The sequence below is a fragment of the Streptomyces sp. NPDC006925 genome (assembly GCF_042869575.1).
In the GTDB taxonomy this organism is placed as follows: Bacteria; Actinomycetota; Actinomycetes; order Streptomycetales; family Streptomycetaceae; genus Streptomyces.
Genome location: NZ_JBIAGB010000023.1, coordinates 84231 through 108535, shown reverse-complemented (window position 1 = coordinate 108535; position 24305 = coordinate 84231). Strand labels below are relative to the sequence as shown.

The window sequence follows — 24305 nt, the reverse complement described above, 5'->3', positions numbered from 1 at the left end:
GGGCGCGGCATTGTTCGGAAACACCTCCCCCCCCGGGCGGTAGCGGGAGCTCCCCCCCCGCGGGGGGGGGGCCCCCGGCGGGGGCGGGGGGGGGGGGTGGGCCCCCCGGGGCGGGGCCCCCCGGCCGGCCGCCCGAGGACCAGTCCGCCCGAGGACCGGGCTTCGCCCGAGGACCGGGCTCCGCCCGGTGAACAGCCCAGCGACGAAGAAGGACCGCACCGTGACCGTGTCTGCGCCGACCATCGGCGTGCTCGCCCTGCAGGGCGACGTCCGCGAGCATCTGGCCGCCCTCCGGGCGTCGGGCGCCGACCCTGTGCAGGTCCGGCGCCCCGAGGAACTCGCCGCCGTCGACGGCCTGGTCATCCCGGGCGGCGAGTCGACCACGATCAGCAAGCTCGCGGTCACGTTCGGCCTCATGGAACCGCTGCGTGAGCGGGTGTCCCGGGGGATGCCCGCCTACGGCTCCTGCGCCGGGATGATCATGCTCGCCGACAAGATTCTCGACCCCCGCTCCGGGCAGGAGACCGTCGGCGGCCTCGACATGATCGTCCGCCGTAACGCTTTCGGGCGCCAGAACGAGTCCTTCGAGGCGGCGGTCGACATGCCGGCCGTGCCCGGCGGCCCGGTGGAGGGGGTCTTCATCCGCGCCCCCTGGGTGGAGTCGACGGGGGCGGCGGCTGAGACGCTGGCCTCCTACGACGGCCACCCGGTGGCCGTCCGGCAGCGCCATCTGCTGGCCACTGCGTTCCATCCGGAGCTCACCGGTGACCAGCGGGTGCACGCGCTGTTCACGGAGATGGTGCGGTCGGCACACTGAGTGGCTGGCGGTAGGATCTCCGCGTCGAGAAGTAGTTGGGACTGTGAAGGAGCGAGGCTGTGTCCGGCCACTCTAAGTGGGCTACCACCAAGCACAAGAAGGCCGTGATCGATGCCAAGCGCGGCAAGCTCTTCGCGAAGCTGATCAAGAACATCGAGGTCGCGGCTCGGATGGGCGGGGCTGACGTGGAGGGCAATCCGACCCTCTACGACGCCATCCAGAAGGCGAAGAAGCAGTCGGTTCCCAACAAGAACATCGACAGCGCGGTCAAGCGCGGCGCGGGCCTGGAGGCGGGCGGCGCCGAGTACGAGACGATCATGTACGAGGGCTACGGCCCCAACGGTGTCGCCGTGCTGATCGAGTGCCTGACCGACAACCGCAACCGCGCGGCCTCCGACGTCCGGGTCGCCATGACCCGCAACGGCGGCTCCATGGCCGACCCGGGTTCGGTCTCCTACCTGTTCAACCGCAAGGGCGTCGTCATCGTCCCGAAGGGCGACCGCTCCGAGGACGACGTCCTCGCCGCCGTCCTGGAGGCGGGTGTCGAGGAGGTCAACGACCTCGGTGAGAACTTCGAGGTGATCAGCGAGGCCACGGACCTGGTCGCGGTGCGCACCGCGCTCGTCGAGGCCGGAATGGACTACGACTCCGCCGAGGCGAGCTTCGTCCCCAGCATGCAGGTCGAGCTGGACGAGGACGGCGCGCGCAAGATCTTCAAGCTGATCGACGCGCTGGACGACAGCGACGACGTGCAGAACGTCTTCGCCAACTTCGACGTACCCGACGATGTGATGGCGAAGGTCGACGCGTAAGCGGCGACACGGCGCTGCCGCGTAAGCGGCGACACGGCGCTGCCGCGTAAGCGGCGACACGGCGCTGCCGCGTAAGCGGTGACGCGGACGCGGCGCGGTCGCGGCCCGGTGGCGGCCGCGCCCGCGATCGGCGCCCGGTCGTCGGCAACGGCTCCGGACGGCCCGGCGGGGACACCTCCGCCGGGCCGTCGGTTCTGCGTTCTGTCGGTGCTTCCCGATAACCTGCGGGAACACAGGGACGATTGCGCAGGGCGTACGGAGAGGGGGAGGGCATTGCGTGTGCTGGGGGTCGATCCCGGGCTGACCCGCTGTGGTGTCGGCGTGGTCGACGGGGTGGCCGGGCGGCGGCTGACCATGGCGGGCGTCGGCGTGGTCCGCACGCCCGCCGAGGCGGAGATCCCCGACCGGCTGGTGCTGATCGAGCGCGGGCTGGAGGAGTGGCTGGACGAGCACCGTCCCGAAGCGGTCGCCGTGGAGCGGGTGTTCAGCCAGCACAACGTGCGCACGGTCATGGGCACCGCGCAGGCCAGCGCTGTTGCCATGCTGTGCGCGGCCCGGCGCGGGCTGCCCGTGGCGCTGCACACGCCCAGCGAGGTCAAGGCCGCGGTCACCGGTTCGGGGCGGGCCGACAAGGCCCAGGTCGGCGCGATGGTGACGCGCCTGCTCGGGTTGTCCGCCCCGCCGAAGCCCGCCGACGCGGCCGACGCACTGGCCCTCGCGGTCTGCCACATCTGGCGGGGCCCCGCGCAGAACCGGCTGCAGCAGGCCCTCGCCGCCCGGGAGCCGGCCCGCTCCGCGCCGACCCGGCGTCCGCAGTCCGGTAGTCCGCAGCACCGCACGAAAGGCACAGTCCGATGATCGCCTCCGTCTCGGGATCCGTCGCCGCGCTCGGCCCCGACTCCGCCGTGATCGAGGTCGGCGGGGTCGGCATGGCGGTCCAGTGCACCCCCGGCACCCTCGCCGGGCTGCGTACCGGCGAGCAGGCCAGGCTCGCCACCTCGCTGGTCGTGCGGGAGGACTCGCTGACCCTGTACGGGTTCGCCGACGAGGACGAGCGGCAGACCTTCGAACTGCTGCAGACCGCCAGCGGGGTGGGGCCCCGGCTCGCTCAGGCGATGCTCGCGGTGCACAGTCCCGACGCGCTGCGGCTGGCCGTCTCCGGCGGGGACGAGAAGACGCTGACCGCCGTGCCCGGGATCGGGAAGAAGGGCGCGCAGAAGTTGCTGCTGGAGCTGAAGGACCGGCTCGGAGCGCCGCTGGGTGCGGTGCCCGCCTCGCGTGCCGCGGCCGGGGCGGCCGCGGGCTGGCAGGAACAGCTGCACGCGGCGCTGGTCGGGCTGGGGTACGCCGCCAAGGAGGCGGAGGAAGCCGTCACGGCTGTCGCACCGCAGGCCGAGGCGGTTGCCGCGGAAGGGGCCGAGCCCCAGGTCGGTGTGCTGTTGAAGGCCGCCCTGCAGTCCCTGAACCGGGCACGGTGACGCGATGAGTTCCGAGGAACGGCTCGTCGACGCCGAGGTCGACGGTGACGAGCAGGCGGTCGAAGCCGCGCTGCGTCCCAAGCAGTTGGGCGAGTTCATCGGGCAGCCCAAGGTGCGCGAGCAGCTCGATCTGGTGCTGCGTGCCGCGCGCGCTCGCGGCGGCACCGCCGACCATGTCCTGCTGTCCGGCGCGCCCGGGCTCGGCAAGACCACGCTGTCGATGATCATCGCGGCGGAGATGGGCGCCCCCATCCGCATCACCTCCGGCCCGGCCATCCAGCACGCGGGCGATCTCGCGGCGATCCTCTCCTCCCTCCAGGAGGGCGAGGTGCTCTTTCTGGACGAGATCCACCGGATGTCCCGTCCGGCCGAGGAGATGCTCTACATGGCCATGGAGGACTTCCGGGTCGACGTGATCGTCGGCAAGGGGCCGGGTGCGACGGCGATCCCGCTGGAGCTGCCGCCCTTCACGCTGGTGGGCGCCACCACCCGGGCCGGGCTGCTGCCGCCGCCGCTGCGGGACCGCTTCGGCTTCACGGCGCACATGGAGTTCTACGAGCCCGCCGAACTGGAGCAGGTCGTTCACCGCTCCGCCGAGCTGCTGGAGGTGCGCACGGATCCGGAGGGCGCGGTCGAGATCGCCGGGCGCTCCCGGGGCACGCCGCGGATCGCCAACCGGTTGCTGCGCAGAGTGCGGGACTACGCACAGGTCAAGGCGGACGGCGTCATCACCCGTGAGGTGGCCGGCGCCGCGCTGGAGGTCTACGAGGTGGACGGGCGCGGTCTCGACCGGCTCGACCGCGCCGTGCTCGGCTCGCTGCTGAAGCTCTTCGGCGGTGGTCCCGTCGGCCTCTCCACGCTTGCCGTCGCGGTCGGCGAGGAGCGTGAGACAGTGGAGGAAGTGGCTGAGCCGTTCCTCGTGCGCGAGGGGTTGCTGGCCCGTACTCCGCGTGGCCGCGTGGCCACTCCGGCCGCATGGACTCACCTGGGTCTCACCCCGCCCCAGCAGTCCTCGGGGCCGGTTTCCGGAGGGCCGGGACAACCGGGCCTGTTCGGAGCGTGACGGCGCGGAGACTCGTCGGGCGGGGAACCTCGGTGCCATGCTTGACGTTGTTCCATCGGCGAAGGCTCGCTTAGACTCCGCCGACGCCCTCCCTTAGCGGAGGCTTGCCCACCCCGAATACCCAGGCCGCTGAGACGCGGCCATGCGAAGGAATATCTTCCGCCGTGGATCCTATTGCTCTGCTCCCGTTCATTGTGATCATCGGGGCCATGTTCCTGATGACTCGCTCCGCCAAGAAGAAGCAGCGTCAGGCCGCTGAGATGCGTGACCAGATGCAGCCTGGCACGGGCATCCGCACCATCGGGGGCATGTACGCCGTCGTCAAGGAGATCCGCGAGGACAGCGTCCTCGTGGAGATCGAGCCCGGCACGCACGCGCTCTTCGCCAAGAACGCCATCGGCGCCGTGCTCTCCGACGAGGAGTTCGACCGCATCACGAACGGTCCCGAGGGCGAGGAGTTCGACGTCGACACCGTCGTCCCGGACGACGCGTCCTCGCTGACCCGGGACGAGGACGACGCCTCCTCCGACGCGAAGCCCGACCTGCGGAAGAAGGACGCCGACGGCGACGCCGACGCCGCCGGGGAGGCCGGGAAGCAGGAGGGCGAGGAGTCCGCCGACGCGTCCGACGAGCCGAAGGGCGCGGACGCGGCGAAGGCCGACACCGCCGAGGCCGAGGACGCCAAGCGGGACGAGGACGCCGACTCCAAGTAAGGTCAGCGCCGCCGGGCTGGGGGAGAGGACCGGGTCCGGCGGCGTAGCACGTCCACAGACCACTTCGCGCGCCGCTGTGCCGCGCCCGGCCGAACTCGCGGGGGCGGCACGGGCGGTTGGACAGGGAGAGACGAGAAGGTGGCAGCACCGAAAAGGGGTCGCAGGGCCTCCGGCGCCAAGGGGAGGCCATGGCGCTCCCTAGGGCTGATTCTGGTGATCACGGCCGGGCTGGTCGCGGGGATGTTCGCCTCGGGCCACAAGACGCCCCGGCTGGGCATCGACCTGGCGGGTGGCACCAGCATCACCCTTGAGGCGAAGAATCAGCCGGGCAAGCCCGACGCGATCAACAAGACCAACATGAACACCGCCGTCGGCATCATCGAGCGGCGCGTCAACGGTCTCGGTGTGACGGAGGCCGAGGTCCAGACCCAGGGCGACCGGCACATCATCGTCAACATCCCCAAGGGCACCAACTCCAAGCAGGCGCGCAAGCAGGTGGGCACCACGGCGCAGCTCGCATTCCGGCCCGTGCTGACGCTGGCCCAGGTCGGGAAGCCCCAGCAGCCCCAGCCCTCCTCGTCCCCCTCGCCCTCCGGCTCCGGCAAGCAGGACAAGAGCCAGGACCAGAAGGATAAGAAGGACGAGAAGGAGCAGGGCAGCCAGGGCGACCAGGCGAATCCCTCCTCCGACTCCTCCGGTCAGGGTCGGGCCGTGACCGAGGGGCTGAAGGCCAGGACCGCCACGACGGACAAGAGCCCCACTCCCTCGGCGAGCGAGTCCGGCGGCAAGAAGAGCCCGCCGCCCACGGCGCCGCCCCAGCAGCCGCAGCAGCCCGGCGTACCGGCCGCGCTGGCCAAGCAGCTGAACGCGCTCGACTGCACCACCAAGGAGGCCCGCGCCAAGGCCAGCGAGAAGGCCGCGAGCACCAAGGGTTCCGAGCCGATCGTCGCCTGCGACGCCAACGACCCGATCAAGTACGCGCTCGGTCCGGTCGCCGTGCAGGGCAAGAACGTCAGCAAGGCCAAGGCCGTCTTCGACCAGCAGCGCGGTCAGTGGATCGTCCAGATGTCGTTCAGCGACAAGGGCTCCGACCAGTTCGGTGAGATCACCGGCAAGCTGATGAAGAAGCCGCAGCCGCAGAACCAGTTCGCCATCGCGCTCGACGGCCAGGTCCAGTCGGCCCCGACCGTCAACCAGAAGCTGACCAACAACGCGGAGATCTCCGGCAGCTTCACCCAGGAGTCCGCCGAGGAGCTGGGCAATATCCTCTCCTACGGTGCGCTGCCGCTCTCCTTCGAGGAGTCGGACGTCACCACGGTGACCGCGGCGCTCGGCAGCGACCAGCTCAAGGCGGGCCTCATCGCGGGCGCCATCGGGCTCGCGCTGGTGATCGTCTACCTCGTCGCCTACTACCGCGGCCTCTCGCTGATCGCCATCCTCAGCCTGCTCGTCTCGGCGGCCATGACGTACTCGATCATGACGCTGCTGGGGCCGGCGATGAGTTTCGCGCTCAACCTCCCCGCGGTCTGCGGCGCCATCGTCGCCATCGGCATCACGGCCGACTCGTTCATCGTCTACTTCGAACGCATCCGGGACGAGGTACGGGAGGGCCGCACGCTGCGGCCCGCGGTCGAGCGCGCCTGGCCGCGCGCCCGCCGCACCATCCTGGTCTCCGACTTCGTCTCGTTCCTGGCCGCGGCGGTCCTGTTCATCGTCTCGGTCGGCAAGGTGCAGGGCTTCGCCTTCACTCTCGGTCTGACCACCGCGCTCGACGTCGTCGTGGTCTTCTTCTTCACCAAGCCGGTCATGACGCTGCTCGCCCGCAAGCCGTTCTTCGCCGACGGGCACCCCTGGTCCGGACTCGATCCCAAGCGGCTCGGAGCCCGGCCCCCGCTGCGGCGCGGCCGCCGCACCGTCAGCACCGACCCGAAGGAGGTCTGAGGTGTCCCGTCTCGGCACTCTCGGCGCCCGGCTGTACCGCGGTGAGGTCGGTTACGACTTCATCGGGCACCGCAAGCTCTGGTACGGCCTCTCGATCCTGATCACCATCACGGCCATCGTCGGGGTCGTGGTCCGCGGCCTGAACATGGGGATCGAGTTCGAGGGCGGTGCGGTCTTCACCACGCCCAAGACCTCGGCGTCCGTGCAGCAGACCACGGAGGCCGCCGAGCGGGTCTCCGGGCACACGGCCATCGTCCAGGAGCTGGGCGACGGCGGTAAGCGCGTGCAGATCGCCAGCGTCGACACCAAGACCTCCACCCAGGTCAAGGAGGAGCTGGCCGACGAGCTGAAGGTGAACCCGGAGAAGATCGACGCCCAGCTGGTCGGTCCCAGCTGGGGCGAGCAGATCGCCAACAAGGCGTGGCAGGGACTCGGGATCTTCATGATCCTGGTGGTGATCTACCTCGCCATCGCCTTCGAGTGGCGGATGGCGCTCGCCGCGCTCATCGCCCTGATCCACGACATCACCATCACCGTCGGTGTCTACTCGCTCGTCGGGTTCGAGGTCACCCCGGGCACGGTGATCGGTCTGCTGACGATTCTCGGCTACTCGCTCTACGACACGGTCGTGGTCTTCGACGGCCTGCGGGAGAGCAGCAAGAACGTCACCAAGCAGACCAAGTACACCTACAGCGAGATCGCCAACCGCAGCATCAACGGCACGCTGGTGCGTTCCATCAACACCACCGTCGTCGCGCTGCTGCCGGTGGCCGGTCTGCTGTTCATCGGCGGCGGCATGCTCGGTGGCGGCATGCTCAACGACATCGCGCTCTCGCTGTTCGTCGGTCTGGCCGCCGGCGCCTACTCCTCGATCTTCATCGCGACCCCGCTGGTGGCCGACTTCAAGGAGCGCCAGCCCGAGATGAAGGCCCTCGCCAAGCGGGTGCGGAACAAGCGCCTCAAGGCCGCCGAGCGGGAGGCGAACGAGCCGGACGACGAGCAGGGCGAGGACCCCGGCGACGAGCCGGGCGACGGCGGAGGCGGGGGCGGCGTCCGCCCGCCGGTCTCCGTGGACAACGGCCGCGGCGGTGGTCCCGCCGCCGCCGGTGCGGGAGTCGGGGGCCAGCGCCGCCAGCCGCCCTCCCGCGGCCGAGGCCGCGGCAGGCCGTCCGGAAAGCGCAGGTGAGCCGATGAGTGCCACGGATTCCTCGCCGGCCTCGTCGGCCCTGCCTGTCCCCGCCGAGGTGCGGGAGCTGCTGACCAGCCGAATCCATGATGTGCCCGACTACCCCAAGCCCGGAGTGATGTTCAAGGACATCACCCCGCTGCTCGCCGACGCCCGGGCGTTCGCCGTCCTCACGGACGCGTTCGCCGGGCTCGCCGAGCGGCACCGGGCGACGAAGATCGTCGGCCTCGAGGCGCGCGGGTTCATCCTCGGCGCCCCCGCCGCCGTCCGCTCGGGCATCGGCTTCGTCCCCGTGCGCAAGTCCGGCAAGCTCCCCGGCGCCACCCTCTCCCAGGCGTACGACCTGGAGTACGGCAGCGCCCAGATCGAGGTGCACGCCTCGGGGCTCGCGGAGGGCGACCGGGTGCTGGTGATCGACGACGTACTGGCCACCGGCGGCACCGCCGAAGCGTCCGTCGAGCTGATCAGGCGCACCGGTGCCGAGGTCGCGGGCGTGGCCATACTGCTGGAGCTCGGCTTCCTCGAAGGGCGGGAGCGGGTGGAGCGGGCCCTGGCCGGTGCGCCGCTCGACGTCCTCGTCAGCGTCTGAGCCGAGGTCCCCGACCGACCCCCCCGGCCCCGGCCGGCGCCAGGCGGTCACCCGATACGGTTCCCCCGGGAGTACCCGGGCCGAGCCGGGGAGGGTGGCCGCCTGCGCCGTCCCCCCGGGCCCGGCCGCGCGGCCCGCGGCGGCCGCGGGTCCACCGCTTCGCCGTCCGGGAGGGCCCGGTCCGGTCGGGGTGGCTACCATGGCAGTCCGACCTGCGGTCCACCGAGGAGTGCTCTTGCCAGACGAGGCCCAGCAGCTCACCGCCGCTCAGCGCCAGGAAGCGGAGGCCGCCGACGAGGCGGCCCGGCAGCGGTCCGGCGCCGCGGCCGACGGCGGGCTGCCCTCGAAGAGCGGGAACGGCGGCCGCTCCGGTGCACAGGACCACGCCGGGCAGCAGTCCGGCACCCCCGCCGCCCCACCGCGCGGTGGCAAGGGCGGGGACCGCGCCAAGGGCGCCGAGGACGGCGCTCGCGACCGTGTGGCGCCCGCGCGCGCAGTCTCCGGAGTGTCGGGCCGCTCCGGCTCCTCCAACCGCGTACGCGCCCGTCTGGCGCGTCTGGGCGTGCAGCGGTCGAGCCCGTTCAACCCGGTGCTGGAACCGCTGCTGCGGATCGTGCGCAGCAACGACCCCAAGATCGAGTCCTCCACGCTGCGCCAGATCGAGCGCGCCTACCAGGTGGCCGAGCGCTGGCACCGGGGCCAGAAGCGCAAGAGCGGCGACCCGTACATCACCCACCCGCTGGCCGTCACCACGATCCTCGCCGAGCTGGGCATGGACCCGGCCACGCTGATGGCCGGGCTGCTGCACGACACGGTCGAGGACACCGAGTACGGGCTCGACACCCTGCGCCGGGACTTCGGCGATCAGGTGGCGCTCCTGGTCGACGGCGTCACCAAGTTGGACAAGGTCAAGTTCGGCGAGGCCGCCCAGGCCGAGACGGTGCGCAAGATGGTCGTCGCGATGGCCAAGGATCCCCGCGTCCTGGTCATCAAGCTCGCCGACCGGCTCCACAACATGCGCACGATGCGCTATCTCAAGCGTTCCAAGCAGGAGCAGAAGGCCCGCGAGACGCTGGAGATCTTCGCCCCGCTCGCCCACCGGCTGGGTATGAACACCATCAAGTGGGAGCTGGAGGACCTCGCGTTCGCGATCCTCTACCCCAAGATGTACGACGAGATCGTCCGGCTGGTCGCCGAGCGGGCGCCCAAGCGGGACGAGTACCTGGCCGTCGTCACCGACGAGGTCCAGGCCGACCTGCGGGCGGCGCGCATCAAGGCGACCGTCACCGGGCGGCCGAAGCACTACTACAGCGTCTACCAGAAGATGATCGTCCGCGGCCGGGACTTCGCGGAGATCTACGACCTGGTGGGCATCCGCGTCCTGGTGGACACCGTCCGCGACTGCTACGCCGCGCTGGGGACCATCCACGCCCGGTGGAACCCGGTTCCGGGGCGGTTCAAGGACTACATCGCGATGCCCAAGTTCAACATGTACCAGTCGCTGCACACGACGGTCATAGGGCCCGGCGGCAAGCCCGTCGAACTGCAGATCCGCACCTTCGACATGCACCGCCGCGCCGAGTACGGCATCGCCGCGCACTGGAAGTACAAGCAGCAGGCGGTCGCCGGTGCCTCCAAGGTCCGCACCGACGCGCCCAAGGGCGCGGGCAAGGGCGGTGCCGCGGACGAGACGGTCAACGACATGTCGTGGCTGCGCCAGCTGCTCGACTGGCAGAAGGAGACCGAGGACCCCGGCGAGTTCCTGGAGTCCCTGCGGTTCGATCTGTCCCGCAACGAGGTCTTCGTCTTCACGCCCAAGGGCGACGTGATAGCGCTCCCGGCGAGCGCCACCCCCGTCGACTTCGCCTACGCCGTCCACACCGAGGTCGGCCACCGGACGATCGGCGCCCGCGTCAACGGCCGTCTGGTGCCGCTGGAGTCCACCCTCGACAACGGCGACACCGTCGAGGTCTTCACCTCCAAGGCGGCCGGTGCCGGGCCCTCGCGGGACTGGCTCGGCTTCGTCAAGTCACCCCGTGCCCGCAACAAGATCCGCGCCTGGTTCACCCGTGAGCGGCGCGACGAGGCGATCGAGCAGGGCAAGGACGCCATCGCGCGGGCCATGCGCAAGCAGAACCTGCCCATCCAGCGCATCCTGACCGGCGACTCGCTGGTCACTCTCGCGCACGAGATGCGCTACCCGGACATCTCGGCGCTCTACGCCGCCATCGGCGAGGGCCACGTCTCCGCCCAGCACGTCTGCCACAAGCTGGTGCAGGCGCTCGGCGGCGAGGACGAGGCCAAGGAGGACATCGCCGAGACCGCGCCGCCGATGCCCGCGCGCAGCACCCGGCGCCGCTCCAACGCCGACCCCGGCGTCGTCGTCAAGGGCGCCGGCTCCGACGTGTGGGTCAAGCTGGCCCGCTGCTGCACGCCCGTGCCCGGTGATCCGATCATCGGATTCGTCACCCGCGGCAACGGTGTCTCGGTGCACCGCGCCGACTGTGTGAACGTCGACTCCCTCACCCGGGAGCCCGAGCGGATCCTGGAGGTCGAGTGGGCGCCCACCCAGTCCTCGGTCTTCCTGGTCGCCATCCAGGTCGAGGCGCTGGACCGCTCCCGCCTGCTCTCGGACGTCACCCGGGTGCTGTCCGACCAGCACGTCAACATCCTCTCGGCCGCGGTGCAGACCTCCCGCGACCGGGTCGCGATCTCCCGGTTCACCTTCGAGATGGGCGATCCCAAGCACCTCGGACATGTGCTGAAGGCCGTCCGCGGCGTCGAGGGCGTCTACGACGTCTATCGCGTCACCTCGGCGAGGCGCCCGCAGTAGCCGGGGACAGCGAGGCCCGGCAGCCCGGGCTCCCCGCAGCAGTTCCGGCCGCGCCGGGCGCTCTCCGGCGCGCACACGGGGCCGTGCCCGGTCGGCGCCCTGCCGGAACCCGGTCCGGCCGGGGTTCCGATGGGCCGGTGCCTCCGCACAGACGGGCGAGCCGAACCGCGACAGCGGTACACCGATCCGGACAGCGGTACACCGATCCGCGACAGCGGGAGGCCGAACCGGGACAGCGGGACGCGGGGCGGCGGGGCCGGGGCACCGCCGCCCCGCGGAAGCCCTCAGCCGCCGAACTCCTGCAGGCCCTTCTGCGCCTGGTCCAGGAGGGCCTGGCGGCCCTCCAGCTCGCGCTCCAGCTTGGCCACCTTCGCGGTGTTCCCCGCAGCACGGGCCTTGTCGATCTGGTCGCGCAGCTTGTCCACCGCGTCCTGGAGCTGACCGGTCAGCCCCTCGGCACGGGCCCGCGCCTCGGGGTTGCTGCGCCGCCACTCGGCTTCCTCGGCCTCCTGGATGGCCCGCTCGACCGTGTGCATCCGCCCCTCGACCTTCGGTCGCGCGTCCCGCGGCACGTGCCCGACGGCGTCCCAGCGCTCGTTGAGCGCGCGGAAGGTGCTCCGCGCGGCCTTCAGGTCGGTGACCGGGAGCAGCTTCTCCGCCTCGGCGGCCAGCTCCTCCTTGCGCGCGAGGTTCTCCCGCTGCTCGCTGTCGCGCTCGGCGAAGACCTCACTGCGGGCCTGGAAGAAGACGTCCTGGGCGCCGCGGAACCGGGCCCACAGGTCGTCCTCGTGCTCCCGCTGCGCCCGCCCGGCGGCCTTCCACTCCTGCATCAGCTCGCGGTACTTGGCCGCGGTGGGACCCCAGTCCCGCGAGCCGGAGAGTGCCTCGGCCTCCGTGACCAGCTTCTCCTTGCGCTGCCGTGCCTCCTCGCGCTGCGCGTCCAACTGCGCGAAGTGCGCCTTGCGGCGCTTGGAGAAGGCCGAGCGCGCGTGCGAGAAGCGGTGCCACAGCTCGTCGTCGCTCTTGCGGTCCAGCCGCGGCAGGCCCTTCCAGGTGTCGACCAGCGCCCGCAGCCGCTCCCCGGCGGCCCGCCACTGCTCGCTGCCCGCCAGCTCCTCCGCCTCGGCGACCAGCTCCTCCTTGGCCCGGCGTGCCTCTTCGGCCTGCTGCACCTTGCGGGCCCTGCGCTCCTCACGGCGCTTCTCGACGCCCTCGGTGAGCTTGTCGAGCCTGGTGCGCAGCGCGTCCAGGTCGCCGACGGCGTGGTGCGCGTCCACCTGTTCGCGCAGGTGCGCGATGGCGGCTTCGGCGTCCTTGGCCGCCAGATCCGTGGTCCTCACCCGGCGCTCAAGCAGGTCGATCTCCACGACCAGACCGTCGTACTTGCGCTGGAAGTAGGCGAGGGCCTCGTCCGGCGAACCCGCCTGCCAGGACCCGACGACCTTCTCGCCCTCCGCCGTACGCACGTACACAGTCCCCGCGTCGTCGACGCGGCCCCACGGGTCGCTGCTCACAGCGCCTCCTCCACAAGATGCCCGGAGGGACTGTGGCCCCCCGGCATCGTTCACGGTTCTCGTCACAGCCAACATAGGCGACCGGCGCCCGCGCTGTCCGCATCCGGCCGGCGGCGAATTTGCCGGTCGGGAACGGTACCGCGCGGGCGGCGACGGTCGTGGGCGCTCCACCCGGCCGGAGACCGGGCGAGCGTCAGGACTTGCTGACCGTGGCCTTGTCGATCACCACGGTGGCGTTGGGCCGCCCGTCGCCCTGGACCCGCATCGGGGTCAGCCCGGCCTTGGCGATCTTCTTCAGCACCTTCATGCCGGAGTCGGATACCTTGCCGAACGGTGTGTACTTGGGCGGCAGCTCGCTGTCCTCGTAGACGAGGAAGAACTGGCTGCCGCCGGTGTCGGGGCCGCTGTTGGCCATCGCGACGGTACCCGCCGGGTACTCCGCGCCCTTGAGGTTCTCGTCGGGCAGCTCGTAGCCGGGATCGCCGCTGCCGGTGCCGGTCGGGTCGCCGCACTGCAGCACGGACAGCTGCTGGGGCGGGCCGGTCATCCGGTGGCAGGCGGTGTGGTCGAAGAACTTCTCGCCCGCCAGGAAGTCGAAGGAGTTGACCGTGTGCGGGGCCTCGCCGGCGTCCATGGTGATGTCGATCTCGCCGCAGGTGGTGCTCAGCTGCATGGTGTAGGTCGCCGACTCGTCCACCTTCATGGCCGGCTCCTTCTTCCACTGCTTGCCGGTGGGCTTGCCCTTGGCCGGCTTGTCGCAGGGGTCCGGAGCCTTGCTGGTGGGCGGCGCGGAGGGCTGGTCGGCGGCGCTGTCGGACTCGTCCTTCTTCTTGTCGCCGTTCAGCCCGCCCGAGGCGGCGTAGGCTCCGCCCGCGGCCAGCACGATCACCAGGCCGAGGGCGATCGATATGTTGCGTATGCGGGCCTTGCGGCGGGCCGCCTCCCGCCGCTTGAGCTGCCGCGCGTACTTCTCACGGGCGAGCTGCTTTCTGCGCTGCTCACTGCTGACCACGGTCTCGTCTCCTTCGAGGCGTCTGGCGAGGGCGTCTTCGAGGCGTCGCACCTGCGGGACCTCACGTACCGTATACGCCACCCTCACGGGTACGCGCCGCCGCTACTGGTTGGCTCCGCGCGCCCCCGCGCCGGTAGGCTGGCAGCTCCTGACCGGCGAACGGCCTGCCCGGCCGCGTCGCCGCTCCCGCTGTCGGACGAATGAAGGACGATCGTGCTCGTTGCCGGGTTCCCCGCCGGGGCCTGGGGGACCAACTGCTACCTGGTCGCCCCCGCCGCCGGCGAGGAGTGCGTGATCATCGATCCGGGCCACCAGGCCGCGCAGGGTGTCGAGGAGGCCGTCGCCAAGCACCGGCTCAAGCCGGTCGCGGTGATCCTCACGCACGGCCACCTCGACCATGTGGCGTCCGTCGTCCCGGTCTGCGGCGCGCACGGCGTACCCGCCTGGATCCACCCGGACGACCGCTACATGATGAGCGACCCGGAGAAGGCGCTGGGGATGACGATCGGGCAGCCTCTGATGGGCGAGCTGACGGTCGGCGAGCCGGACGACGTGGCGGAGCTCTCCGACGGCGCGGTCCTGGACCTGGCGGGGCTGGAGCTGAGCGTCGCGCACGCTCCCGGCCATACCAAGGGGTCGGTGACCTTCCGGATGCCCGAGCAGGCGGATGTCCCGCCGGTGCTGTTCTCGGGCGACCTGCTGTTCCCCGGCTCCATCGGACGCACCGATCTGCCCGGCGGCGACCCGGACGAGATCCTCCGCTCCCTGGCGCGCGTGTGCCTTCCGCTGGAGGACGAGACCGTGGTCCTGCCCGGGCACATGCACCAGACGACCATCGGCCGCGAGCGCGCCACCAACCCCTTTCTGCGACAGGTGGCGGAGCACGGCCCGGGAGGCGGCGGCAGCGACGCCGCGGCCGCCCCGCGACGAGGAATGTGACGAGAAGCCACATGAGCACCTTCAAGGCCCCCAAGGGCACCTACGATCTCCTGCCGCCCGACTCCGCGAGGTATCTCGCCGTGCGCGAGGCCATCGCCGCGCCGCTGCGCAGGTCCGGCTACGGATATGTGGAGACGCCCGGGTTCGAGAGCGTCGAGCTGTTCGCACGCGGAGTCGGCGAGTCCACCGACATCGTGACCAAGGAGATGTACACCCTCACCACCAAGGGCGGCGACGAGTTGGCGCTGCGCCCCGAGGGCACCGCTTCGGTGCTGCGCGCCGCGCTGGAGGCCAACCTGCACCGGGCGGGCAATCTCCCGGTGAAGCTGTGGTATTCGGGCTCCTACTACCGCTACGAGCGCCCGCAGAAGGGGCGCTACCGCCACTTCTCGCAGGTGGGGGCCGAAGCGGTGGGTACCGAGGACCCCACGCTCGACGCCGAGTTGATCGTCCTCGCCTGCGACGCGTACCGCTCGCTGGGGCTGACCGGCTTCCGGCTGCTGCTCAACTCGCTCGGCGACCGCACCTGCCGCCCCGTCTACCGCGCTGCGCTCCAGGACTTCCTGCGCGGCCTCGACCTGGACGAGGACACCCGCGCCCGGATCGACATCAACCCGCTGCGGGTGCTGGACGACAAGCGGGAGAGCGTGCGGCGGCAGTTGGCCGGTGCGCCGATGATGCGCGACCACCTGTGCGCGGAGTGCAAGGCGTTCCACGAGGAGGTGCGTGCGCTGCTCACCGAGGCGGGTGTGCCCTTCGAGGACGATCCCGGGCTGGTGCGCGGACTCGACTACTACACGCGTACCACTTTCGAGTTCGTCCACGACGGCCTCGGCGCGCAGTCGGCCATCGGCGGCGGCGGCCGGTACGACGGCCTCTCCGAGATGATCGGCGGTCCCGCGCTGCCGTCCGTCGGCTGGGCCCTGGGAGTGGATCGCACGGTCCTGGCGCTGGAGGCCGAAGAGGTCGAGCTCGAACTGGCCCCGGCCACCGAGCTGTTCGCGGTGCCGCTCGGTGACGAGGCACGCCGTGCGCTCTTCCGGCTGGTCACCGAGCTGCGCCGGGAAGGCGTAGCGGCCGATCTGGCCTACGGCGGCAAGGGCATGAAGAACGCCATGAAATCGGCCGACCGCTCCGGGGCCCGGTTCGCGCTGCTGCTCGGGGACCGCGACCTCGCCGAGGGCGTGGCCCAGCTCAAGGACCTCGCCAGCGGCGAGCAGCAGGCCCTCCCGCTGGACCGGGTGGTGGCCGAAGTACGAGCCGAGCTGCGGTGACCGGCGGGCCGGTTGGGGCAGAATGTGCCCCAACCGGCCATGACCTGATGACGGGACGAGAACGGCTATGACGACGACGGCACCCCTCGACGAGGCGCACACGGGCGCGAACGCACCGAAGGGGGGTGCCGTCGGAGCGAGCCGGGCCTTCTCCTGGATGCTCATCGTCACCGCAGCCGCGGGGCTGCTCGCGGCCTGGGTGATCACGCTCGACAAGTTCGAACTCCTGGAGAACAAGGACTTCAAGCCGGCGTGCAGCATCAACCCGGTCGTCGCCTGCGGCAACATCATGCAGAGCGACCAGGCTTCGGCCTTCGGCGCGCCCAACCCGATGATCGGGCTGGTGGCCTACGGCATCGTCATCTGCGTCGGCGTCACCCTGCTCACCCGCGCCGCCTTCCCCCGCTGGTACTGGCTGACCTTCAACGCGGGCTGTCTGTTCGGCGTCGGCTTCGTGACCTGGCTCCAGTACGAGTCGCTGTACACCATCGGGAACCTGTGCCTGTGGTGCTCCCTGGCGTGGGTCGCGACGATCATCATGTTCTGGTATGTGACCGCGCACAACGTCCGCAGCGGTTTCCTGCCGGCTCCCGCGGCGGTGCGCGGCTTCGCGGACGAGTTTCCGTGGGTGGTGCCGGTGCTGCACATCGGGGTGATCGGCATCCTGGTGCTGACCCGCTGGTGGGACTTCTGGACCGGCTGAGGCCGGCTCCGCGCGGTCCGGCGGGCTGGGTGCCGCGACTGTCGGCGGGCTGACTTAGGGTTTCCGTCGTGGAGCCCGACCTATTCACCGCAGCAGCAGAGGACCGCCAGGCGAAGGACCCGTCGGCCAGCCCCCTCGCCGTCCGGATGCGCCCGCGCACCCTGGACGAGGTCGTGGGGCAGCAGCATCTGCTGCGCCCCGGATCTCCGCTGCGCCGCCTGGTGGGGGAGGGCGGCGGCGGCCCGGCCGGAACCTCGTCCGTGCTGCTGTGGGGACCGCCGGGCACCGGGAAGACGACCCTGGCCTATGTGGTCAGCCAGGCCACCGACAAGCGGTTCGTGGAGCTGTCGGCGATCACCGCCGGGGTCAAGGAAGTACGCAGTGTCATCGACGGCGCGCGCCGCGCCTCCGGCGCCTACGGCAAGGACACCGTCCTCTTCCTCGACGAGATCCACCGCTTCAGCAAGGCCCAGCAGGACTCCCTGCTGCCCGCGGTGGAGAACCGCTGGGTGACCCTGATCGCGGCCACCACCGAGAACCCCTACTTCTCGGTGATCTCCCCGCTGCTGTCCCGCTCGCTGCTGCTGACGCTGGAGCCGCTGACCGACGAGGACGTCCGCGGGCTGCTGCGCCGCGCCCTGACCGAGGAGCGGGGCCTGGCGGCTCAGGTGACGCTCCCCGAGGACTCCGAGGCGCATCTGCTGCGGATCGCCGGGGGCGATGCCCGGCGGGCGCTGACGGCGCTGGAGGCGGGCGCGGGCGCGGCGCTCGCCAAGGGCGAGTCCGCGATCTCGCTGGCCACGGTGGAGGAGGCGGTCGACCGGGCCGCGGTGAAGTACGACCGTGCCGGGGACCAGCACTACGACGTGGCCAGTGCGCTGATCAAGTCCATCCGTGGCTCCGATGTGGACGCCGCGCTGCACTACCTCGCGCGGATGATCGAGGCCGGCGAGGACCCCCGGTTCATCGCACGGCGCCTGATGATCTCCGCGAGCGAGGACATCGGGCTGGCGGATCCGACGGCGCTGCAGACGGCGGTCGCCGCGGCGCAGGCCGTCGCCATGATCGGCTTCCCCGAGGCGCGGATCACCCTCGGCCAGGCCACGGTCGCGCTCGCCCTCGCACCCAAGTCGAACGCTGCCTACCTCGCGGTCGACGCGGCACTCGCGGACGTCCGCGCGGGGCTGGCCGGGCCTGTTCCGGCACATCTGCGGGACAGCCATTACCAGGGCTCGCAGAAGCTCGGCCACGGCGCGGGCTACCAGTACCCGCACGACCTGCCGGGCGGGATCGCAGCCCAGCAGTACGCACCCGACGCGGTGCACGGGCGGCGGTACTACGAACCCACCCGCTACGGCGCCGAGGCCCGCTACGCCGACATCGCCGACCGGGTCCGCGCCCGGCTGCGCGGCGAGGAGGACTGAACCGCGGGACGGGACGGGCGCGCCGCAGCCCGCCTCGTCCGCCGGCCGCGCCGGGCCCGGAGCCGGACCACGGACGCCGACCGCGCCGCGGCCGCGCCATGGTCCGGCTCCGGCGCCGCACAGCCCGCGGCAGCCGCCGGGCCGCTCTCGGGTTCCCGCGGGCGGGTCCGTCAGCCGCCCGCGGTGAACAGCCCGTGCATCGCGTGGCGCAGCTCGGCCACCGTGCCGACCGGCTCGGCGAAGTCGAAGCGGGCGTCAGCGCAGGCTCCTTGCGCACTCCAGCCCCGCACCCGCAGCCCGAACCGGTCGAGCGCCACCGGGACCGCCTGCTCCCACCCCTGGCAGGCGCACAGCCCGTGCACCTGCTCCCGGTGGGCGGCGGCCAGGTGCTGCAGCAGCTCCGCCTCGTGGTCGGCGAGCGGGTCGGGCGCGGCGGCGGCGAAGGCGTCGGGCTCCACGGACTCCGCGCCCCACAGGTCGTCGATCCAGCACTCGCCGACCTCCAGCCGCAGCATCCGCCGTGAGGTCCCCGCGACCGGAGCCGCGGGGGCCGCTTCGGCGAGCAGCCGGGCGCAGGCCGCGCGGTCCTCGCCGCGTACCGGGGTGAGCCAGCCGGCGATCCAGGCGCGGCCCCGCACCCGGTGCGGCACGGAGACGGGTGCCACATCCGTGATCTCCATCACCGCGGTGAGGTCGTCGTCCTGCGCGTACGCGCTCATCCGGGCCTCCGGCGAGTCCGCGGCGACCAGCAGCAGGACGTCGCCCTCCGGGGTGACGGTGCGGGTCTGGGGCATGCCGGAGCCGGGTTCCCGCAGGTCGGGCTCGGCTCCGGGAATGGTCAGCAGGGCGGATACGCTGGATTGTGCGAGGGTTCGTACGCGTTCGGCGGCGGTCGGCTGCCGGGCGTCTTCCACGGGACGCGGCTGTTCCTCCTCGGCGTCGGTGCCGGGCAGGGGGATCCCAGGTCGAAACATGCGTGCTCCTCAGCTAAGGTAAGGCTCACCTAACTTACACGGAGGTCCGTTCAACGTGAACCAGTCGCGTCCCAAGGTCAAGAAGTCGCGTGCCCTGGGCGTCGCGCTGACCCCGAAGGCCGTCAAGTACTTCGAACAGCGCCCGTACCCGCCCGGGGAGCACGGCCGGGGCCGCAAGCAGAACAGTGACTACAAGGTCCGGCTGCTGGAGAAGCAGCGGCTGCGCGCCCAGTACGACATCAGCGAGAGCCAGATGCGCCGCGCCTACGACCGCGCCCGCAAGACCGGGGTCAAGACGGGTGAGGCCCTGGTCATCGAGCTGGAGCGGCGGCTGGACGCGCTCGTGCTCCGCTCCGGCCTGGCCCGCACGATCTACCAGGCCCGGCAGATGGTGGTGCACGGCCACATCGCGGTCAACGACCGGAAGGTCGACAAGCCCTCCTTCCGCGTCCGTCCCGACGACGTGGTGATGGTCCGCGAGCGCAGCCGCAGCAAGCACCCCTTCCAGGTCGCCCGCGAGGGCGGCTACGCGGGCGAGGGCGAGACCCCGCGCTACCTCCAGGTCAACCTGCAGGCACTCGCCTTCCGTCTGGACCGGGACCCCAACCGCAAGGAGATCCCGGTGATCTGCGACGAGCAGCTCGTGGTCGAGTACTACGCCCGCTGACCGTTCCGCTGCGGTCGGCCCCGCCAGCCCGCCTGCCCGACGCCGGTTCCTTCCGGTACGGGCACGGCGGGCTGCGGCGTTCCCGGGCGCCCCGCGGCGCGGACGTGCTGGAGCGGTGCGCCCGCGCCGCCCCGGAATGCGGTACGGACGCGGCGGTCCGGCGCGATAAGGTCGGTACCGCGTACGCCGCCGCGGTCGGCCACCCGGCGAGCGGCGGCCGACCCCCATGACCTCAAGGGAAGCGGTGCAGCGTGTCCGGTGGAGAAGTGGCCGGCCTCCTCGTGGCCGTCTTCTGGGCGATCCTGGTGTCGTTCCTCGCCGTCGTGCTGGTGAGGCTCGCGCAGACGCTCAGGGCGGCGACCAAGCTGGTGACAGGCGTGACGGAACAGGCGGTCCCCCTCCTGGGAGAGGCGTCGGCGACCGTCCGTTCCGCGCAGACCCAGCTCGACCGCGTCGACGCCATCGCGACGGACGTCCAGGAGGTCACCTCCAACGCCTCTGCGCTCTCCTCCACCGTCTCGACCACCTTCGGCGGCCCGCTCGTCAAGGTCGCGGCCTTCGGCTACGGCGTACGCCGCGCACTGGGGCGCAAGGACGGATCGGAGCGGGAGCCGCGCGCGGGCCGAGGCGTGGTCGTCGGCCGCACCGTACCGGCCGCCCGCCGCGGCGGCCGCAAGCGTGGAAGGGGCTGAGCCCGGATGATCCGCCGAGCCTTCTGGTTCACCACCGGCGCCGCAGCCGGTGTCTGGGCCACCACCAAGGTCCAGCGCAAGATCCGCAGCCTCGCGCCGGACGCGCTGGCGCTGCGCGCCGCCGACAAGGCCGTCGAAGGCGGCCACCGGCTGAGGGAGTTCGCACTCGACGTGCGCGCGGGCATGGCGCAGCGGGAGGGCGAACTCAAGGACGCGCTCGGCCTGTCGGCCCCCGAGGACGCCGACCGGTACCGGGAGCTGCCGGCCGGGCCGTCCGCCCCGCTCCCGCGGCAGCAGGAGCGGCCGGTGCTGCGCGGGCAGGCCGCCCGGCAGCCCGGCGGTGCGCTCCCCGCCCACCAGGACGACCAGGACCACCAGTCCACCTCCAACCACCCGAACGACCGGAATGAGGACCACTGATGGAGTCGGCTGAAATCCGCCGCCGCTGGCTGCGCTTCTTCGAGGAGCGGGGGCACCATGTGGTGCCATCGGCGTCGCTGATCGCGGACGACCCGACGCTGCTGCTGGTCCCCGCCGGCATGGTGCCGTTCAAGCCGTACTTCCTGGGCGAGGTCACCCCGCCCTGGCAGCGGGCCACCAGTGTGCAGAAGTGCGTGCGGACGCCGGACATCGAAGAGGTCGGCAAGACCACCCGGCACGGCACCTTCTTCCAGATGTGCGGCAACTTCTCCTTCGGCGACTACTTCAAGGAGGGGGCCGCGAAGCTCGCCTGGGAGCTGCTGACGTCCTCGCCGGAGCAGGGCGGCTACGGACTCGACCCCGAGCGGCTGTGGATCACCGTCTACGAGCAGGACGACGAGGCCGAGCGCATCTGGCGCGAGGTCGTCGGCGTGCCCCCCGAGCGCATCCAGCGCCTGGGGATGGAGGAGAACTACTGGTCCATGGGCGTACCCGGCCCGTGCGGGCCGTGCTCGGAGATCAACTACGACCGCGGCCCCGAGTTCGGCCCCGAGGGCGGCCCCGCCGTCAACGACGAGCGCTACGTCGAGCTGTGGAACCTCGTGTTCATGCAGTACGAGCGCGGCGAGGGCACCACCAAGACCGACTTCGAGATCCTCGGTGAGCTGCCCAGCAAGAACATCGACACCGGGCTCGGCCTGGAACGCCTGGCGATGGTCCTGCAGGGCGTGCACAACATGTACGAGATCGACACCTCGCGCGCTGTCATCGACAAGGCCACCGCGCTGACCGGGGTCGCCTACGGCGCCGCGGAGGACACCGACGTGTCGCTGCGGGTGGTCTGCGACCACATCCGCACCTCCGTCATGCTCATCGGGGACGGGGTCACCCCCGGCAACGAGGGCCGCGGCTATGTGCTGCGCCGCATCATGCGCCGTGCCATCCGCAACATGCGCATCCTGGGCGCCACCGGCCCGGTCGTGGAGGACCTGACCGACGTCGTCATCACGACGATGGGTCAGCAGTACCCGGAGCTGATCACCGACCGGAAGCGCATCGAGGCCGTCGCGCTCGCCGAGGAGGCCGCCTTCCTCAAGACGTTGAGGGCCGGTACCAACATCCTCGACACCGCCGTCACCGAGACCCGGAAGGCGGGCAGCACCGTACTGCCCGGCGACAAGGCCTTCCAGCTCCACGACACCTGGGGCTTCCCCATCGACCTCACCCTGGAGATGGCCGCCGAGCAGGGGCTGTCGGTGGACGAGCAGGGCTTCCGCCGACTGATGAAGGAGCAGCGGGACCGCGCCAAGGCCGACGCCAGGGCGAAGAAGACCGGCCACGCCGACCTGTCGGCCTACCGCGAGATCGCCGACACCGCCGGGTCCACCGACTTCACCGGCTACGCCGGCACCTCCGGCGAGGCCACGGTCGTCGGTCTGTTGGTCGACGGGATCTCCGCACCCGCCGCCGGCGAGGGCGACGAGGTCGAGGTCGTCCTGGACCGCACCCCGTTCTACGCCGAGGGCGGCGGACAGCTCGCCGACACCGGCCGTATCCGGCTGGAGGGCGGCGCCGTCGTCCAGGTGCGCGACGTCCAGCAGCCGGTGCCCGGTGTCAGCGTGCACAAGGGCTCCGTCCAGGTCGGCGAGGTCACCGTCGGCGCGTCCGCCTACGCGGAGATCGACGGGGACCGGCGCCGCTCCATCGCCCGTGCGCACAGTGCCACTCACCTCACCCATCAGGCGCTGCGCGACGCGCTCGGTCCGACGGCCGCGCAGGCCGGTTCGGAGAACGCCCCGGGCCGGTTCCGCTTCGACTTCGGTTCGCCCGCCGCCGTTCCCGGCACGGTGCTCACCGACGTCGAGCAGAAGATCAACGAGGTGCTGGCCCGCGAGCTGGACGTGCACGCCGAGTACATGGGCATCGACGACGCCAAGAAGCAGGGTGCGCTGGCCGAGTTCGGCGAGAAGTACGGGCAGACCGTGCGCGTGGTGACCATCGGCGACTTCTCCAAGGAGCTGTGCGGCGGCACGCACGTGCACAACACCGCGCAGCTCGGCCTGGTCAAGCTGCTGGGCGAGTCCTCCATCGGCTCGGGTGTGCGCCGCGTCGAGGCGCTGGTCGGGGTGGACGCCTACAAGTTCCTCGCCCGTGAGCACACCGTCGTCTCGCAGCTGACCGAGCTGCTCAAGGGCCGCTCCGAGGACCTGCCCGAGCGGGTCTCCGGGATGCTGGGCAGGCTGAAGGACGCCGAGAAGGAGATCGAGCGGTTCCGCGCCGAGAAGGTGCTGCAGGCCGCCGCGGGGATCGCCGGAGACGCCAAGGACGTGCGGGGCACCGCGCTGGCCGCGGCCCGGGTGCCGGACGGCACCACGGCCGACGACCTGCGCACCCTGGTGCTGGATGTCCGCCAGCGGCTCGGCAGCCGCCCCGCCGTGGTCGCGCTGTTCGCCGTCACGGGCGGGCGTCCGCTCACGGTCATCGCCACCAACGAGGCGGCCAGGGAGTCCGGGCTGCGCGCCGGTGATCTGGTGCGCGCGGCCGCCAAGACGCTCGGCGGCGGTGGCGGCGGCAAGCCGGACGTCGCCCAGGGCGGCGGCCAGAACCCGGAGGCCGTTGACGAGGCCGTGGCCGCGGTCGAGCGGCTGGTCGCCGAGGCCGGAGGCAACGCCTGATGGTTCCCGGCGCCGTGCCGTCCGAGGAGGCCGCGCCCTTCCGGCGCGGCCGGCGGCTCGCTGTGGATGTCGGGGACGCCAGGATCGGGGTCGCCTCCAGCGACCCCGACGGGGTCCTGGCCACCCCGGTGGAGACGGTCCCGGGCCGGGACGTCCCGGCCGCCCGGCGCCGGCTGGCGGCGCTGGTCGCGGAGTACGAGCCGTTGGAGGTCGTCGTCGGGCTGCCGCGTTCGCTGCACGGTGGCGAGGGTCCGGCGGCCGCCAAGGTCCGTGATTTCGCGCAGGAGTTGGCGAAAAACATCACACCCGTTCCGGTCCGGCTCGTCGACGAACGGCTGTCGACGGTCACGGCCGCGCAGGGGATGCGGGCCTCCGGGGTCGGTGCCAAAAAGGGACGTTCACGCATCGACCAGGCTGCCGCCGTGGTGATCCTGCAGAGCGCGCTGGAGACCGAGCGGACCTCCGGCCGGCCTCCGGGGCAGTGCGTCGAAGTGGTTGTCTGATCGCTGTACGGTAACGTTCCGCGCGACACGGCAGCCGCCGCTGCACCCACCCGGCGCCCCGGACCCAGTTCGTCCG

At 71.7% G+C, this 24305-nt stretch carries 22 protein-coding genes; 19 read left to right on the top strand and 3 right to left on the bottom strand.

All coding sequences use genetic code 11. The features are described from left to right. Window positions 1-226 precede the first annotated feature (226 nt). From pdxT to ACFYNS_RS25555, 10 genes are all read left to right on the top strand, one after another. Window positions 227-817 (top strand): pyridoxal 5'-phosphate synthase glutaminase subunit PdxT, encoded by a 591-nt coding sequence (pdxT, locus tag ACFYNS_RS25600; protein ID WP_360298488.1) that lies wholly within the window; start codon window positions 227-229, stop codon window positions 815-817. A gap of 59 nt (window positions 818-876) precedes the next feature. Then, a complete protein-coding gene (locus tag ACFYNS_RS25595; protein WP_360298471.1) occupies window positions 877-1629 on the top strand; it encodes a YebC/PmpR family DNA-binding transcriptional regulator in 753 nt (250 codons plus the stop codon). Between the two features lie 273 nt (window positions 1630-1902). Beyond that, window positions 1903-2487, top strand: a complete 585-nt coding sequence (gene ruvC, locus ACFYNS_RS25590) for a crossover junction endodeoxyribonuclease RuvC (protein WP_388605256.1) — start codon at window positions 1903-1905, stop codon at window positions 2485-2487. Then, window positions 2484-3107, top strand: coding sequence for a Holliday junction branch migration protein RuvA (gene ruvA / locus ACFYNS_RS25585; protein ID WP_360298477.1), 624 nt, complete (start codon window positions 2484-2486; stop codon window positions 3105-3107). The genes ruvC and ruvA overlap by 4 nt, the downstream gene beginning before the upstream one ends. A 4-nt stretch (window positions 3108-3111) precedes the next feature. Beyond that, window positions 3112-4170: a Holliday junction branch migration DNA helicase RuvB gene (gene ruvB / locus ACFYNS_RS25580; RefSeq protein WP_360298480.1), complete on the top strand. Its 1059-nt coding sequence runs from the start codon at window positions 3112-3114 to the stop codon at window positions 4168-4170. Between the two features lie 164 nt (window positions 4171-4334). Beyond that, window positions 4335-4883, top strand: coding sequence for a preprotein translocase subunit YajC (yajC, locus tag ACFYNS_RS25575; RefSeq protein ID WP_360298482.1), 549 nt, complete (start codon window positions 4335-4337; stop codon window positions 4881-4883). Window positions 4884-5021: 138 nt separating this feature from the next. Further along, window positions 5022-6824, top strand: a complete 1803-nt coding sequence (gene secD / locus ACFYNS_RS25570; RefSeq protein ID WP_388605253.1) for a protein translocase subunit SecD — start codon at window positions 5022-5024, stop codon at window positions 6822-6824. Window position 6825: 1 nt separating this feature from the next. Beyond that, the gene (gene secF, locus ACFYNS_RS25565) at window positions 6826-8010 is read left to right on the top strand and encodes a protein translocase subunit SecF (protein WP_360290351.1); all 1185 of its coding nucleotides are present in this window, start codon (window positions 6826-6828) and stop codon (window positions 8008-8010) included. Between the two features lie 4 nt (window positions 8011-8014). After that, window positions 8015-8599 (top strand): adenine phosphoribosyltransferase, encoded by a 585-nt coding sequence (locus ACFYNS_RS25560; protein ID WP_360290353.1) that lies wholly within the window; start codon window positions 8015-8017, stop codon window positions 8597-8599. Window positions 8600-8834: 235 nt separating this feature from the next. Then, window positions 8835-11432 (top strand): bifunctional (p)ppGpp synthetase/guanosine-3',5'-bis(diphosphate) 3'-pyrophosphohydrolase, encoded by a 2598-nt coding sequence (locus ACFYNS_RS25555; protein WP_360290355.1) that lies wholly within the window; start codon window positions 8835-8837, stop codon window positions 11430-11432. A 284-nt stretch (window positions 11433-11716) separates the two neighbouring features. Here the strand turns inward: ACFYNS_RS25555 and ACFYNS_RS25550 are convergent, their stop codons facing one another. Next, window positions 11717-12946 (bottom strand): DUF349 domain-containing protein, encoded by a 1230-nt coding sequence (locus ACFYNS_RS25550; protein WP_388605250.1) that lies wholly within the window; start codon window positions 12944-12946, stop codon window positions 11717-11719. Window positions 12947-13139: 193 nt separating this feature from the next. Beyond that, entirely contained in the window at window positions 13140-13958 is an 819-nt protein-coding gene (locus ACFYNS_RS25545) for a peptidylprolyl isomerase (RefSeq protein WP_360290426.1), read from the bottom strand. 213 nt (window positions 13959-14171) lie between these two features. On the opposite strand from ACFYNS_RS25545, the gene ACFYNS_RS25540 reads away from it, so the two are divergent. From ACFYNS_RS25540 to ACFYNS_RS25525, 4 genes are all read left to right on the top strand, one after another. Continuing rightward, window positions 14172-14897: an MBL fold metallo-hydrolase gene (locus ACFYNS_RS25540; protein WP_075000326.1), complete on the top strand. Its 726-nt coding sequence runs from the start codon at window positions 14172-14174 to the stop codon at window positions 14895-14897. 11 nt (window positions 14898-14908) lie between these two features. After that, complete coding sequence (hisS, locus tag ACFYNS_RS25535) at window positions 14909-16171, top strand: histidine--tRNA ligase (protein ID WP_388605248.1); 1263 nt, start codon at window positions 14909-14911, stop codon at window positions 16169-16171. A gap of 67 nt (window positions 16172-16238) precedes the next feature. Next, the gene (locus ACFYNS_RS25530; RefSeq protein WP_360290362.1) at window positions 16239-16874 is read left to right on the top strand and encodes a vitamin K epoxide reductase family protein; all 636 of its coding nucleotides are present in this window, start codon (window positions 16239-16241) and stop codon (window positions 16872-16874) included. A gap of 68 nt (window positions 16875-16942) precedes the next feature. Further along, window positions 16943-18298, top strand: coding sequence for a replication-associated recombination protein A (locus ACFYNS_RS25525; RefSeq protein WP_360290364.1), 1356 nt, complete (start codon window positions 16943-16945; stop codon window positions 18296-18298). A gap of 170 nt (window positions 18299-18468) precedes the next feature. Here the strand turns inward: ACFYNS_RS25525 and ACFYNS_RS25520 are convergent, their stop codons facing one another. Then, window positions 18469-19272, bottom strand: coding sequence for a DUF2470 domain-containing protein (locus tag ACFYNS_RS25520; RefSeq protein ID WP_360290366.1), 804 nt, complete (start codon window positions 19270-19272; stop codon window positions 18469-18471). 55 nt (window positions 19273-19327) lie between these two features. On the opposite strand from ACFYNS_RS25520, the gene rpsD reads away from it, so the two are divergent. The 5 genes from rpsD (at window position 19328) to ruvX (ending at window position 24229) form a co-directional block, all read left to right on the top strand. Then, complete coding sequence (rpsD, locus tag ACFYNS_RS25515; RefSeq protein ID WP_360290368.1) at window positions 19328-19939, top strand: 30S ribosomal protein S4; 612 nt, start codon at window positions 19328-19330, stop codon at window positions 19937-19939. Between the two features lie 251 nt (window positions 19940-20190). Continuing rightward, a complete protein-coding gene (locus ACFYNS_RS25510; protein WP_276474285.1) occupies window positions 20191-20631 on the top strand; it encodes a DUF948 domain-containing protein in 441 nt (146 codons plus the stop codon). A gap of 6 nt (window positions 20632-20637) precedes the next feature. Beyond that, a complete protein-coding gene (locus ACFYNS_RS25505) occupies window positions 20638-21051 on the top strand; it encodes a DUF6167 family protein (protein WP_388605245.1) in 414 nt (137 codons plus the stop codon). Then, a complete protein-coding gene (gene alaS, locus ACFYNS_RS25500) occupies window positions 21051-23726 on the top strand; it encodes an alanine--tRNA ligase (protein WP_360290372.1) in 2676 nt (891 codons plus the stop codon). Before ACFYNS_RS25505 ends, alaS begins: the two co-directional genes overlap by 1 nt. Further along, window positions 23726-24229, top strand: coding sequence for a Holliday junction resolvase RuvX (ruvX, locus tag ACFYNS_RS25495; RefSeq protein ID WP_388605243.1), 504 nt, complete (start codon window positions 23726-23728; stop codon window positions 24227-24229). The genes alaS and ruvX overlap by 1 nt, the downstream gene beginning before the upstream one ends. The last annotated feature ends 76 nt before the right edge of the window (window positions 24230-24305 follow it).

Bases quoted from the DNA above. Each gene is read 5' to 3' on its own strand.
- ruvA (WP_360298477.1), top strand. From the start codon at position 2,484: ATGATCGCCTCCGTCTCGGGATCCGTCGCCGCGCTCGGCCCCGACTCC.
- ruvB (WP_360298480.1), top strand. From the start codon at position 3,112: ATGAGTTCCGAGGAACGGCTCGTCGACGCCGAGGTCGACGGTGACGAG.
- ACFYNS_RS25560 (WP_360290353.1), top strand. From the start codon at position 8,015: ATGAGTGCCACGGATTCCTCGCCGGCCTCGTCGGCCCTGCCTGTCCCC.
- hisS (WP_388605248.1), top strand. From the start codon at position 14,909: ATGAGCACCTTCAAGGCCCCCAAGGGCACCTACGATCTCCTGCCGCCC.
- ACFYNS_RS25530 (WP_360290362.1), top strand. From the start codon at position 16,239: ATGACGACGACGGCACCCCTCGACGAGGCGCACACGGGCGCGAACGCA.
- ACFYNS_RS25520 (WP_360290366.1), bottom strand. From the start codon at position 19,272: ATGTTTCGACCTGGGATCCCCCTGCCCGGCACCGACGCCGAGGAGGAA.
- ACFYNS_RS25505 (WP_388605245.1), top strand. From the start codon at position 20,638: ATGATCCGCCGAGCCTTCTGGTTCACCACCGGCGCCGCAGCCGGTGTC.
- alaS (WP_360290372.1), top strand. From the start codon at position 21,051: ATGGAGTCGGCTGAAATCCGCCGCCGCTGGCTGCGCTTCTTCGAGGAG.
- ruvX (WP_388605243.1), top strand. From the start codon at position 23,726: ATGGTTCCCGGCGCCGTGCCGTCCGAGGAGGCCGCGCCCTTCCGGCGC.